Below are 15,537 nucleotides of genomic sequence, written 5' to 3' on the forward strand. Positions count from 1 at the left end.
CCAGAATACTGCAATTTATAGAATTTAATAAGTTTAAAAAAGCCAACGTTAAAGTTGGCTTTTTAGTATTTTACATCTTAATAATTACGAACTCTGTTCTTCTGTTCATGGCATGTTCTGCATCGCTACAACTAACACCGTCTGAACATTCATTAATTAGCTGTGTTTCGCCATAACCTTTTCCGGTAATTCTTGTTGGATCTATACCATTACTTATGATATAACTCACGGTAGATTTCGCTCTTCTATCCGATAACCAAATGTTGTAACCTTCAATACCTCGTGAGTCTGTATGTGAACCTGATTCTATCACCATATCTGGGTACCTATTCATTAAGTCAACCACCTTGTCTAATTCCGTTTTTGCTTCTTTTGTTAGGTAAGAAGAATTCAATTCAAAATAGATAGGATCTATATTTACGACATAAGTACTTGGCCTCACTTTAACAATTTCTTCCGGAAGCACTTCAGGCATACCTTCAGGCCTTATATCATCCGCCAATAAAATATCACCCGTGCCGAGTAAAATTAAAAGTTTCGTATTCTTATCAGACTCATTCGAAGTTGTAAATAATTTTGACTGCGAAGTATAACCAGGTTTACTTCCTTCTAATGCATAAGTCGTTTCACATTCTACGGGAATAGTAAATGTACCGTCTACATCAACAGTTATGGTTTGAGTCTTATTATTGAGCGTATCACGCAATGAGATATTTGCACCTTGGATAATCTCTGTTGTATTTTTATCTCTAACTTCACCAGATATTAATTGTCTACATTTAAAAGAGATTGGTTCTTCCTCAATGAAGGCATAAATATCATCATCTCCTTGACCACCACCTCTGTTAGAGGAAAAGTAACCTTTTCTAGTTTCAGAATTGATGATATAGGCAAAATCATCCGCAGAAGAATTAATTGGCTCATTTAACAATTGGGGTGAGGAAGTAAAACCTTCAATTTTTGCCGCATATACATCCAATTTTCCAAAGCCACCTGCTCTATCTGATGAAAAATAAAGTACATCATTATCTATAAATGGAGAAAATTCTTTTGAAGAAGAATTAAACTGAGGTCCAATATTTTCTGGATTTCCGAAGCCGCTGTCATTAATTTCCACTTTAAAAATATCAGTCTGACCAAGTGATCCAGGCATATCAGAAACAAAATAAAGTGTTTTTTCATCTGAACTCAAAGCAGGATGTCCGACTGAATAATTAACACTGTTAAACGGCATAGGAATAACATTTACCCATTCGCCTCTGTCATTTACAGTAGCTTTGAACATGGCAAGATTTGTCATGTTCTTTTCATCCTGTGCTAATTTCTTGTTGTAGTAATTATTTCTTGTAAAATAAACTGTTTTTTTATCTTTGGTAAAGATGACATCAGCTTCATGAAAACGAGTATTCACCTCACCTTTTAACGCTTTTACATCAATGAGCTCTTGATCCTCTGTAATAATACCGCTATATAGTTCTAAAAATCTTTGACCATTTTGTTGCCAAACATCATTAACCAAGGTGATACCCTTTTTAGGCATGGCAAAAACCAGTTGATCATCGCCATAAAAAGCCGCTCCAAAGTTGGAGTATTTATTATTTACATCTAAAGTTTTAATTGAATACTTACCGGCTCCTTGATTTTGAGCTGAAGCAATACTAATGACTAGAAAAGCCGTGAACAAAAATAATTTTTTCATTTCCCCCTTTTTTTTAAAATTTTTCTGCTCGAACTTATCGAGCCGATTGCATGAACCTAGAAGAATCTAGGCGACTTCAAGTTTTTCTTAGAGAAGTCTATATCATATAATAAAAACACTTCGTGTGAACCTCCAGGACTTGCGTCTGAAAAATTCGAAATTGTATGATCGTAAGCATAACCGATTCTGAAGCTAGGGGTTACTCCAAAATTGATTAATCCACTTATTGAATCATCCCAACGGTAACTTGCCCCTAACTCTAGGCGGTCATAAAACAAAAAGTTAGCGTTCGCATCTATGGAAACAGGAGCACCAAATACTCCTTTAACCATTACGGACGGTTTGAACTTAACTGTATTCGATAGATCGAACACATATCCTGTTGTCAAAAAACCGTGCATTTCTTCAGAAGCTTTTGTGATAATTCCATCAGATCTTTCAAAATGCTTCGACTTCAAGATGTTAGGCACTGAGAAACTTACGTAAAACTTATCAGTGTAATAAAAAATACCTGCACCAAAATTGGGATAAGTTTCATTTACATTATCCTCAAAAATTGGATCGTTTGGGTCTTGCGGTAGTATCACTGATAAAAGGTCTATTTGCTGAAGAGTAACTCCACCCTTTAAACCAAATGCCAATCTACCAACTTCAGATGTTCTGATTGTATATGAAAGGTCGGCATAGATATTTTGCTCTTTAACCGGACCTATTTCATCAGCAATTACAGAAAAACCTGCTCCTAATCTCTCTCCAATCGGTGCATGAACGTCAAATGTTAATGTTCTTGGTGCTCCTTCGACATCTGTCCATTGTGTTCTAGCTAGAGCACCTAAACTTAGCGTACCTCTTGAACCAGCATACGCTGGGTTTAGAACGTTCATATTATACATATATTGTGTATAGTGCGGATCTTGCTGAGCGAATACATCAGTATAACAGAGTAGTAAACCTAGTACAAAAAATAGAGTAATTTTTTTCATTTGATAATCGTTTATGGTCGATTAGTTTATTAAAAGCTTAAAAAATAAACTAATATTTATGTCTAATGAATTGATTTTAATTTGGTTTGATTTAATGTAGGGAAGCCAAAGGGCTTCCCTAAACAATATTTTAATAATTTACATATACCCAGCCTTTTGATGGGGATTTTTGTCCATCGTTATAATCTATTAAATAGAAATAGGTTCCTGCTGGTACTCTTTCGCCTTTATTAAGCGTCATATTTCCAGTTGATTCTCCATTCCACCAATTAGGGCTTCCACTTCCATTATTCGCATATTTGTAAACACTGTTCCCCCAACGATCAAAGATTTCCATTTTAAAGTTCGGAGATTGTGCCAAGCCCGGAATATTGAAAACATCATTTGTACCATCCCCATTAGGAGAGAATCCATTTGGAATAATCACCGTATTGAACATTAACTCGGCAATGTTTGATATTAACTCAATATTAGGATCACAAGCATAATCAGGTGAAGTAAGCACTACTCTGTACAAGTAACCTTCATATCTACCAATAGCTTGACTAATTATTAGTCTATCTGTATTAACGCCAGAGTATACCTCATCGTTTATCAAGTCCGTCCAGGTCATACCTTTGTCTGTACTAATCTGCCATTGATAGAAACTAGCATTTGCAGAAATCTCGAAAACAGCTTGTGAACCAAGAGCAACTTCAACATCTTCGGGTTGATTAGCTATCGATGATGGTGAGCCCAACTCTTGGAAGTCGAAAACTCCATTATTATTTAAATCATTAGGTGTTGTATATCCATCTGATCCACTTGTTACTAAACCTGCGCTATCTACCGTTACTGGCGAAGTTCCCAATCTACCATCACCATCACCGTCCGTGAATCCGGCTTCAGTTACATCAAGACAAAGATCTCCATCAGAATCTAAATCTAATCTATCAGGAACGCCATCTCCATCTGTGTCTTTTACATCACCACCTTCAACAAGGTCTGTAATTCCATCATTGTCATCATCCTCATCAATTATATCAAGTACACCATCATTATCTGAATCTGGTAACTCATTAAATCCGGCAACTTCTGAGGCAGATCCATTATCACAAGCGAAAGAATCGTTCATGACCATGACGCGATATTCATTATAGTAAAAATCAACACTCATCCCAGTTATTACTAAGGAAGGAGATTGCGTTCCACTATAGTTTGTATTATCTGAAAGATTAGTCCAGTTTACACCATCTGTACTAACCTGCCATTGAAAGCTTTCTGCATTTGCAGATGATGTGAAATTGGCAGAACCATTTAATTCAAAATCCTGATCTACCGGATTAGTAGTAATGACCGCTTCCTGACCGGCTTCTTGGAAATCAAATACACCATTGTTATTTAAATCATTCGGTGTCGTATAACCTGGAGCACTTGTTACTCTTCCTGTTGCATCTACAGTAACTGGCGATAAACCTAGATATCCATCACCATCTTGATCTTCAAAACCAGCTTCTCGTACGTCAAAACAACCATCACCGTCTGCATTAAGATCAATTCGGTCTGGATTTCCGTCATTATCTGTGTCTCTGTCGGCAACACCATCTTCTTCTACAGAATCCAAGATTCCATCGTTGTCATCATCAACATCTATAGCATCCGGAACACCATCGCCATCAAAATCTGAAAATAAGATTGGCGTAACAGCAGTATCAACTATTGGTCCTAATATTTCAGAAACGTTTACAGTGACGGTATTAACTAGTTGAGTTCTATTGATGTCTGCAAAGTCTCCATCTTTTGTTGTATAACTAATTGTATACGTCCAAGTTTCTCCTGGTTCAATTACTCCTTGAACGCCATTATCTCCTGTTGGTCCAACTAAGTTACCTATTGTACCATCGGGTAAAGTATCAACCACATCAACATTAGTAATATTTAGTGTGCCAGAATTTTCTAAAGTTATAGTGTAATCTAAAACTTCTCCTGTTCTACTAACTGAACTTGGACCACCTGTTTGTGTTTTAACAACCAATAAACTAGCCTCTCCAATTGTATAGCTCTCAGTTAGTGAACAACCATTCGCGTCAGTTATTGTAACTTGGTAGGTTCCTGCCGTTAAATTAGATATATTTTGACTTGTAGCTCCATTACTCCATGAGTAAGAATAAGGTGAAGTTCCTCCGCTTACGATCAAATCAATTTTACCATCTGAAGCACCGGCTGAAGATACATTTGTAATGATTGCTGAACTATTTATTATCTCAGGATTGTTGATAGTAAAAGTTCCTGAAATCGTTGCTCCGTTCGCATCAGCTGCAGTAACTGTATAGTCTCCAGGGGATAATCCTGAAAGATCTTCGGATGTTGCTCCGTTACTCCATACATAAGTATAAGGTAGTACTCCTCCTCCAACAGTAATATCAATTGTTCCATTTGCATCACCATTACAATTAACACCACTTGCAACTCCCGAAAGAGTTAGCGTAGATGGTCCGCCAACCGTAAAGTTTGCTATTTGTGTACAACCATTGAAATCTGTCACAGTGACCTCATAATTTCCCCGAGGTAATTGTAACAAATCTTCCGTTGTAGCACCTGTATTCCATATGTAGCTATATGGTGCGACTCCACCAGTAACAGTTAAATCAATTCTACCATCCGATCTTCCATCAGCAGAAACATCTGTAACAACAGCAGCAATAACCAACGGATTAGGATTAATTACGGTATAAGTACCCGAAATAGTTTCCCCATTTGCATCTGTTGCCGTAACAGTATAATCTCCAGCTGACAAGCCGTCAAGATCTTCTGAGGTTGCTCCATTACTCCAAACAAATGTATAGGGTCTTGTCCCTCCATTCACAGAAATATTTATGGTTCCATCTGCGTCACCATTACAAGTAACACCAGTCGCAACACCTGTCAATGACAATACACCCGGACCATCAACAGTATATGAAATGGTTTGACTGCAATTATTTGCATCAGTAACAAGAACGGCGTAAGTACCTTTAACTAATCCTGAAATATCTTGGGTAACTTCTCCATTACTCCATAAATAGGAGTAAGGTGCGATTCCGCCTGAAACCGAAATATCAATTGAGCCATCACTTGCTCCTGCTGCAGATTCATCAGTAATATTTGCAGTTACAACAATTGCTGATGGCTCACTCACGGTGTAATTTCCAACCACAGAAACGCCATTGGCATCAGTTACTGTGACCGAATAAGCCCCTGCCGGTATATTAATCAAATCTTCGGTTGTTGCGCCATTACTCCATAAGAAAGTATATGGTAAAATCCCTCCAGAAACGGTTATATCTATCGAACCATTAGCATCTCCATTACAACTAACATCTGTAATAATTTCGGTTAGAATTAATTGTCCGGGCTCAGTAACTACAAAAGTCTCAGTCTGTACGCAACCATTTACATCAGTAACCGTCACGTCATAACTTCCAGATGCCAAACCTGAAATATCTTCGGTTGTTGCACCATTACTCCATAAATAAGTATAAGGAGCAGTTCCTCCGACAACTGTTAGGTCAATTACCCCATCAGAACCTCCGGCAGCTGTTACATTAGTAATAATACCTGTAATCACAATAGCATCAGGTTGATTAATCGTATAGGTTCCTGTTACCTGAATTCCATTTGCATCAGTGATGGTAACCGTGTAAGTTCCAGCAACCAAATCGATTAAATCTTCTGTTGTTTCTCCGTTACTCCAAGCAAATGTGTAAGGCAAAACACCTCCGACAACAGTGATATCTATTGAACCGTTTGCATCTCCATTACAAGTTAAATCAGTTATATCAACATTCGAAATCTCTAAAACAAATCCTGCCGCAGTTGAAAAAACCTGGGTCGTATCACAAGCAAAAGATAAGTAATCAACTTTTAGTCTATAAAGATTAGTGCTTTCGGTGTCTATTAAGTTAGTAATTGCTAAATCAACAGTTTTTAATGTTGAATCTGTTCCGTCAGGTGTTACAGTTATTACATGGTCTGCATCATAAAGTACATCATTCCAGGTAGCCCCGCCATCTGTGCTTACCTCCCATTGGAAAGTATCTCCGACAGCAACGGTCGAAAATGTTGCACTGCCTCCTAAAACAAAATTTTGGTTGACAGGGTTTGTCGTAATGGAAGCCGGAGCTCCAGCCTCTTGAAAATCTGGTATTGTATTGCCATCTAAATCAACAGGAGGTGTATATCCACCTTGACCTGTTACCTGACCATCTGAATCAATAGCTACAGGAGAAGTTCCTAAATAACCGTCGTTATCCGGATCGGTAAATCCTGCTTCTAAAACATCGAAACAGCCATCTCCATCTGCATCAAGATCAATTCTATCAGGAGTTCCATCTCCGTCAGTATCTCTGTCAACAATTCCACTATCTTCAACTGTATCGAGAATACCATCATTGTCGTCATCAACATCTACAATATCTATGATACCATCACCATCTGTATCCAGTTCTATTAGAATTCCACCATAATCTTCTACCTCCCCATCAGTTGCCACACCACCTGTTTGATCTGCAGTTAATACATCCGTAGTAATTCTAAATCGGGCAGATGTTAATCCTGCATTGATATCAACACCATTGGCAATCAAGTTAGACCAAGTCAAAGTGGCTATATTAGTACCTCCTCTAGGGGCAGACACAGAAGTGAATTCATCTGGATCAAACCGCCCGCTATTATCAAAATCTATCCATGCATAAATGGTTGCATTTTGGTTAAAATTATTAGTGAACTGAACATCTACACTAAACCCATCAAGAGATGTTATTATTCCGACCAGATTATTCACATCAACCCCATCTTCATCATCAAGATTCGTATTATCATCTGTATCTGCTTCTGTATTAGGACTTACATCCCCTTCATTATCTACAATTAAACCTAATTTTATATCTCTTACACCCACAATATGTCTAGGACCATCTGCGTTTAAGTTTGTACCATAATTTAGCGCATCACCAAAATCATAAACAACAGGTGGACGAATAATCCATCCTCTTGCAATTAGGGCATCATAGGCAGGTATTGCATTTGCAGGAATCACACCAGGATTACCTCTTAATCCTAATTCTCCATTGGAGGTTCCAAATGAATTTAAATCTGTCAAGACTTTACCAATTTGATCAGTTGTTAACTGGTTAAAGTCCAAATTCAATAATTCCAAATTAGAATTTGAACTCACATCTATAACACTAATTCGATTAGAAGACAAATCGACATACTCAATAAGTCCATTATTACTTAAATCTATTGCTGATAAATCATTATTATCTAAATCTAAAAATAATAATGCGGGATTCGAACTAACATCAATAGTTGTTAAGTCATTGTTTTGTAATTCTACGTTTTCCAAAACAACATTAGCAGACAAATCAATAGAAGTTAAACTATTATTCTCCAATCCTAATATTCTCAAATTCAAATTCTGACTAACATCAATTGAGGTAAGCAAATTGTTTGGCAGCTCTATGTTTGTGAGATTATTGAGACCAGAGAAATCGACTGAAACTATATCTCTACCTGGTGCAAGAACATTTGTAGTGTAGGTAAAATTAAGTTGACTTGTAACTGTTATAGTTATTGGATCATTTCCTGAATTGGAACTAAAATCAAAAAAAGTTGTATCCCCTGTTCCTGATTGTGTAGCTATTCCTACACCAACTGCTTGCCATTGAAGTGATTGCCCTCCAATATTCACAAAGGTTGCGGTCCAATTGGAATCATTTGAGGTTGTAACTATAGTTGCTGTTTGCTGCGCAAATGAAAAGGCTGAAAACAGCAAGGCTATCAACCATATACCCCAATTTGAAATACTTTTTTTCTTAAAATTAGGGGGAGTTAGGTAATTTTTTTTCATATCGTTTTTCTTAAAATATGTAAAAGTAAAGCTCACCTCGATTGAGGTGAGCTCTCTATAATTCTATGCAAATTTGTTATTAATTTGAGTCATCTGGCTTAAAATTGCCTAGTTATGTTAGTTTTTACTATGTAGACAAATATAAATATTTTTATTACAAATGTCTTTTGCCCTTATATTATTTAATTATAATATGTTAACAATTTTAACAATCATTTACTCATTAAGGGGCACTAGTTCAAAACCAGTTTCATTAGCAATTTTAAATTCTGTACGTCTGTTTAACTGATGTTGTTCTTCAGTACAGTTCGCGTTATTTCCACAGTCATTGACTAATTCGGTCTCGCCATATCCCTTATAAGTTATGCGGCCTGCATCAATTCCTTTTGAAACAATATAATCAACCGTTGATTTCGCTCGTTTTTCTGATAATTTTTGGTTGTACTTATCTTTACCTCTAGAATCGGTATGAGATCCAGCTTCAATCAGTAATTCAGGATATTCGTTCATCACCTGAACCACTTTATCCAATTCTTTTGCTGCATCCGGACGGATGTTAAATTTGTCAAAATCAAAGTAGATTGTTTTGATATTTACTTTGTTTGAAACAAACTGATCAGGCAAATTTAAATCTGCAACTATGGCTTCATTATCAATATCATTGACAGTCACAATAGGTGTTTCATCATTTAAATATCCTTTATTTGATCCTACAACCACGAAAGATGAATCACAAACAGCAGAATTTAAGAAGTATCTTGCATCAGCGGCACTTGCCGTAGTCGATTCGATTACCTCGCCTGCAGCATTTCTCAATTCAACAAGAGCACCAGGTAATAATTCACCTGTAGATTCCGACCTAACGACACCAGTAATTTGCTGTGTACAATGAATGTATATTCCAGGTTTGGCTAGGAATGAATAAATATCATCATCTCCCTTCCCTTCGTCTCTGTTTGAACTAAAAAACCCTCTATCCTTTACATCATCGATAATAAAGGAGAAATCGTCTTTTTCACTATTTACTGGCTGACCTAAATTTAAAGGTTCAGATACCGAATTGTCATAAATCTTACTGGCAAAAACATCCAACTGCCCATACCCAGGGTGCCCATTAGATGTAAAATAAAGTACATTATCCTTCCCTACGAAAGGGAACATTTCTTTACCTTGCGAATTTACCTTTGGCCCCATATTAATAGGGTCTCCAAAAGATCCGTCGTTGCGAATATCTACATAATAGATGTCGGTCTCACCATAACCTCCTGGCATATCAGAAACAAAGTACAGCTTTGTTTCATCATAATTTAAGGCCGGATGGCCGTAAGAATATTGCTGATTATTGAATGGAAGTTTTACTTTCTCCATCCATTTTCCATTTACATCTTTATATGCCATAAAGATTTGAAGCGTGTTAATTCCCGCAGAATCAGTTAAAAATTCTTTTTCAAAATAATTATTAGCTGTAAAATAAACTTTATTCAAGTTCTTGGAGAAAACAACTCCACCTTCATGGAATTTCGTATTCACTTCTCCAGGCAATTGTTTTTTATCAATTACTTGTCGATCATCTGTTATGAGACCCGTATATAGGTCTAAAAAAGGTTGTCCATTTTCTTTCCAAAGCTTTCTAACAACCTTAACTTCATCAGTAGGTGAAGCAAATACTACGCGGTCATTTCCATAGAAGGCCGCTCCAAAATCAGAGTACTTTGTATTGATGTCCAGGTTCTTTATGGTATAAACACCTGGTGTTGTCTGTGATGAGACAAACAAATAAGATAACAATAAAAAAATTAAAGTAATGTTTCTTTTCATATCGGGGAATTTTAAACAAAAGTAGTTAAATTTTAAATATTTAGAAAAATCTCGGTGATTTTAGTTTCTTTTTGTTAAAGTCTATATCATATAGAAGAAATAATTCGTGCGAACCTCCTGTATTGGCATAGTTAAAATCAGACACATTATAATCATACGCATAACCCATTTGAAAATTTCTGGTTATATAGAAATTGATCAAAGCACTGACAGAGTCATCCCATCGGTAGCTCGCGCCTAATTCTAACCTGTCATAAATAAGTACATTAGCATTCATATCAATAGAGACAGGTGCTCCTGTTACTCCCTTAAACATTACCGAAGGTTTCAATTTTAAAGATTCAGATAATTGAAAAACATACCCACTTGTTAGGAAATAATGCATTTCTTCTGAAGCCTTGGTAATGACCCCATTTGATTTTTCAAAATGAGTAGATTTGAGTATGTTAGGTACAGAAAAACCTACATAAAATTTATCATTATAATAATACACCCCTGCCCCAAAATTTGGATAAGTATTACTCATATTATCTTGAAATAATGGATCATTGGGGTCTTGAGGCAAAATAATTGATAAAAGATCTATATTTTGGAAGGTAACACCTCCTTTTAAACCAAACGCTAATCTTCCCTCCTCGGAGGTACTAATCGTATAGGATACATCGGCATACAGATTTTGTTCTTTAACTGGTCCTATTTCATCAGCAATAACAGAAATACCTGCACCAACATTCCTTGCAACTGGAGCATGTGCAGAAAAAGTAGCCGTTTTAGGAGCACCATCTATATCTGTCCATTGTTTTCTCCCCAACATACCTAAGCTCAGTGTCCCACGAGATCCGGCATATGCAGGGTTTAAAACGTTCATATTATACATATATTGGGTATACTGTGGGTCTTGTTGACCAAAAACAGAAGTCAATGCTAAGAATAAAACGAATACGAAAATTATATTTTTTCTTTTCATAAGGGGAATTATTTTTGGAAGAGGGATCTTTCACCCTCTTCCATCATTATTATTGTTATTATTTGTTTAAATAAACCCAGCCGGTTTCTCTCTTCCTATTATTTTTATTGAACTCAATTACATAAAAATAAGTTCCTGCTGGCATTAGCTCACCTTTATTTAAGGTTAAACTGTTTTGGCTATATCCATCCCACCACGTTGGAGATGCCTGACCTTTACGTTGATACTCCCATACTTTACCGCCCCACCTGTCATAAATCTCCATTTTAAAGTCCGGATATTCAGAAAGTGCAGGAACAACAAGCGTGTCATTTACTCCATCCCCGTTTGGCGAGAATCCGTTTGGCACGATGTTACATGGTGTTTCATCTAAATAATTTGGCCAATAGTCTTCATCACAATTGTCGTTGGTTGGATCACCATCTTCATTACTATCCTCTTCAACCGTATTTATACCGTCATTATCATCATCAATATCTCTGTAATCAACATCATCTGCATCATCTCTGTTTGGAAGGTCAGTATATGGATTAAAGATCTCGTCATTTGGAATAAATCCATCATTTCTATCCGATCCTTCATAACCGTCATCCAGTCCATCATTATCCTGATCACTATTGCTTGGAGATGTATCTGCAAGTCCGTTATGATCATAATCATGACCTTCTGTAGCATCTGGTACATTATCATTGTCGCTGTCTGAATCTAGCATATCGATATCACCATCTTTATCGGTATCAACAACTTGAATACCTGTTCCAGCTCCAGGACTGCTCTCATAAGCATCATCCAAACCGTTATTATCACTATCAATGAACGACGGTAAAATATACTCTAACGTATTTTGTGCCTCAATATTATCCGGAATACCATCTCCGTCAGCATCAATATCCAAATAATTTGGTCTCGAATCATTATCCACATCTGCTGTTCCTTCAACTATTGTTAAGATTCCATCATTGTCATCATCAATATCTAGATAATTCGCAACCAAATCTCCATCGGTATCATCATCTGTAGGATTACCATTTCCGTCTAAATCTTCATCGATTGTGGCAATTCCGTCATTATCGTCATCAATATCACGGTAATCCACTTCATTATCCTTATCGGTATTTGGCAGATCGGTTAAAGGATTATTGATAATTCCGTTCACAACAAACCCATCATTCATATCAGCTCCTTCATAGCCATCATCAAGTCCATCTTGATCAGAATCAGTTCCTGTTGGCAATACATCTGCCATACTATCATGGTTAAAATCATGACCTTCCAAACTATCCGGCACTCTGTCATTATCAGAATCTTGATCTACGTAATCAGGATCGATGTCATTATCAGAATTCACAACCGAAATTCCTTCTCCAGCTCCTGGTGTAGATTCGTAAGCATCATCCAAACCATTGCGATCTGTATCGTTACCTGATGGTTTGATATAACCAGCAGTAGTTTGTGCTTCGATATTATCTGGGATTCCATCATTGTCAGTATCTATGTCTAGACTATTTGGATATGAATCCGAATCAAAGTCAGATAAACCTTCAACAGTATCCAAAATACCGTCATTATCATCATCTATATCATAAATGTCTCCAACTAAATCTCCATCTGTATCTACGATCACTTCAATACTCACTGTTGCCGTAGATTTATCTCCTTCAGAAGATCCAATCAATCCTTGACCATCCTCAATTGTGTAGGTGAATGAATCAATCCCTACAAAATCAATATTTGGTGTATATAGTACATAATCATCTGTTGGATCTGTTGGGGTACCATTGTCTTGAATTGTGGCCGTACCGTTCATTGGCAGCGCATTTAACACAATCGCATTTGAACCTGGTCCGTCTCCACCAAAATCATCCGCTCCATATCCATTATCAAGCAATACATCAATTCTATGATCTTTTGAATTCTCAACTATAATCACGTCGTCATTTACTGCTATTGGCAGGTAATTAATTATGATTTCTTCAAATCTTGATTCATCATCATCGGCCAAACCATCATTCAGATCATCAACATCAAAACTCATATTTGGATCGCTATCTGGATCTAATATGTCACTGGCTGTAATTTCAGCCTCGTTTATATAAGTTCCTGTTATTAAAACATCTGCACTAAATTCTAATGTTATCGATGAACCTGCCGGAATTGTGATTCCATTCCAAGAAAGATCAGTTCCGTTTAGATTTCCACCGTTGCTTATTGCCCTAATGTTACCAAAACCACTTGGAATTCTGTTAACGATTGACACACCCGTCGCGTCACTTGGACCGTCATTTTGAACTTTGATTGTAAATGTAATCACATCCCCCGTTGTTGGATTCGCGTCACTTACATTCTGAGTCAAACTTAAGTCTGAAACCGGCGTTGGTACTATCGTGATCGTTGCATAATCATCTTCTGTAACTACACTGTTTCCAGGTGTAGAGTCAGGATCAAAATTATCTGCAGCACTTATTTCGGCAATATTTTCATAATTACCTGTTGTATTCACAGAAACAGTAATCTGAATTTCGGAAGTTGAACCAGCGCCAAGATTTCCAATATTCCAGTCTCCAGTTGCGGCATTGTAGCTTCCTAAACCAGAATCAGCAACAAAAGTGAATCCATTCGGTAATAGATTCTGCACTGCGACACCTGTAGCGTTGCTGGGTCCATTATTGACAACATTTAATGTAAAGACTACATTTTCTCCAACAAAAGGATCACTATTGTCAACGTTCATTGTCAATTCTAGATCTGAAACAGCCTGTGCATCCAGTGTAATCTCAGCATAGTCATCTTCTGAAGAATCTCCATTACCGGGTGTTGAGTCTGGATCTAACTGGTCTGCTGTTGCTACTTCTGCAATATTTGTATAGTTTCCTGTTACATTTACATTTGCAGTAATGTTTATAGTTGCTGAAGAACCTGCCGGAATATTCGACAATATCCACACACCAGTATTCTCATTGTAGCTTCCAGAACTATCATCACTAACAAAAGTCAATCCGTCAGGTAAAAGATCTTGAACTGTAACTCCAGTTGATTCGCTCAATCCGTTATTTTGAACAGTAATCGTATATACAACATTTGATCCAACATTTGGTGTATTATTATCTACCACCATTGTTAATTCTATATCTGATGCCGCTGTTGGTGTTGTTGTAACACTAGCCCAGTCATCTTCAGTTGGATCGTTATTTGCCGGAGTAGAATCTGGATCTACAAGATCAGATGCAACTACTTCAGCAATATTTTCATAATTACCAGTCGGATTAACCGTTGCGGTAATTTGAATTGTTAAATTACTTCCTGAAGAAACATTTCCAATATTCCATAATCCGGTAGTTGAATTATAATTACCTCCTGAATTATCACTTATATAGGTGTATCCATTTGGTAAAAAGTCTGTTACCACTACTCCACTAGCATCACTTGGGCCGTTGTTAGATAACTCAAGACTAAATACTACTGATGCACCAACCTGAGGAATCGAATTGTCAACTGACATCGATATTTCAATGTCCGCACTTGATAATGATGTGATTGCATTATCCGTAACAGGATCTGACAATTCATCTGCATCTACTGTAACAGTATTAATAATATCGGTTCCTTTAATAAAATCATTCAACTCAACTGTATAACTTAAAGTATATATCCAAGTTTCTCCTGCTTCCATAACATTAGCTATGCCATTATCACCAGAAGGCCCTACCAATACTCCATTATTACCACTTGGCAATAAATCTTGTATTGAAATATTTGTCAAATTAATTGTGCCGTTATTTGTTAAAGTAATAGTATAATCAAGCACTTCTCCAACAGCTGTTACATTTGTTGGCCCACCTGTCTGTTCCTTAGTCACTGAAAGTTCTGCAATACAATTTGGTGCTGTCAGAATAATCGTTGCATTATTTGTGGACACACAAGAAGTAACTGAATTTCTAATTACAACATCATAATTACCTGCTACTAAACCATTAAATGTATTTGATGGCTGGAATGTTACTCCATTATCGATACTGTACTCTAAATCAGAACCGGTCGCTTCAATTATGATACTTCCATTATTTAAAATTGGGCATGATACGACTGTTGGATCATTAAATATAATATTTGTAATCAATAATGATGCAGGCTCGCCAACTGTATAACTCTGTGTTGAAGTTGCGCCATTCGCATCCGTTACCGTTACACTATAGGTCCCTGC

The 15,537-nt window shown here is 36.8% G+C and carries 6 protein-coding genes; all 6 read right to left on the reverse strand.

Annotated elements, in window-relative coordinates; genetic code table 11:
* Window positions 1–70: 70 nt before the first annotated feature.
* Window positions 71–1,699, reverse strand: a complete 1,629-nt coding sequence (locus ACFQ39_RS01850; protein WP_377175850.1) for an OmpA family protein — start codon at window positions 1,697–1,699, stop codon at window positions 71–73.
* A gap of 56 nt (window positions 1,700–1,755) precedes the next feature.
* The gene (locus ACFQ39_RS01855; RefSeq protein ID WP_377175852.1) at window positions 1,756–2,682 is read right to left on the reverse strand and encodes a PorP/SprF family type IX secretion system membrane protein; all 927 of its coding nucleotides are present in this window, start codon (window positions 2,680–2,682) and stop codon (window positions 1,756–1,758) included.
* Window positions 2,683–2,812: 130 nt separating this feature from the next.
* Window positions 2,813–8,551: a T9SS type B sorting domain-containing protein gene (locus tag ACFQ39_RS01860; protein WP_377175854.1), complete on the reverse strand. Its 5,739-nt coding sequence runs from the start codon at window positions 8,549–8,551 to the stop codon at window positions 2,813–2,815.
* Between the two features lie 216 nt (window positions 8,552–8,767).
* The gene (locus ACFQ39_RS01865; RefSeq protein WP_377175855.1) at window positions 8,768–10,369 is read right to left on the reverse strand and encodes an OmpA family protein; all 1,602 of its coding nucleotides are present in this window, start codon (window positions 10,367–10,369) and stop codon (window positions 8,768–8,770) included.
* Between the two features lie 40 nt (window positions 10,370–10,409).
* A complete protein-coding gene (locus ACFQ39_RS01870; RefSeq protein WP_377175857.1) occupies window positions 10,410–11,336 on the reverse strand; it encodes a PorP/SprF family type IX secretion system membrane protein in 927 nt (308 codons plus the stop codon).
* A 58-nt stretch (window positions 11,337–11,394) separates the two neighbouring features.
* Window positions 11,395–15,537 (reverse strand): T9SS type B sorting domain-containing protein (locus tag ACFQ39_RS01875; RefSeq protein ID WP_377175859.1); only part of this gene is annotated, 4,143 nt, incomplete at its 5' end.

Origin of the sequence: Namhaeicola litoreus (assembly GCF_042679565.1) — a bacterium.
Classification (GTDB): Bacteria; Bacteroidota; Bacteroidia; order Flavobacteriales; family Flavobacteriaceae; genus Namhaeicola; species Namhaeicola litoreus.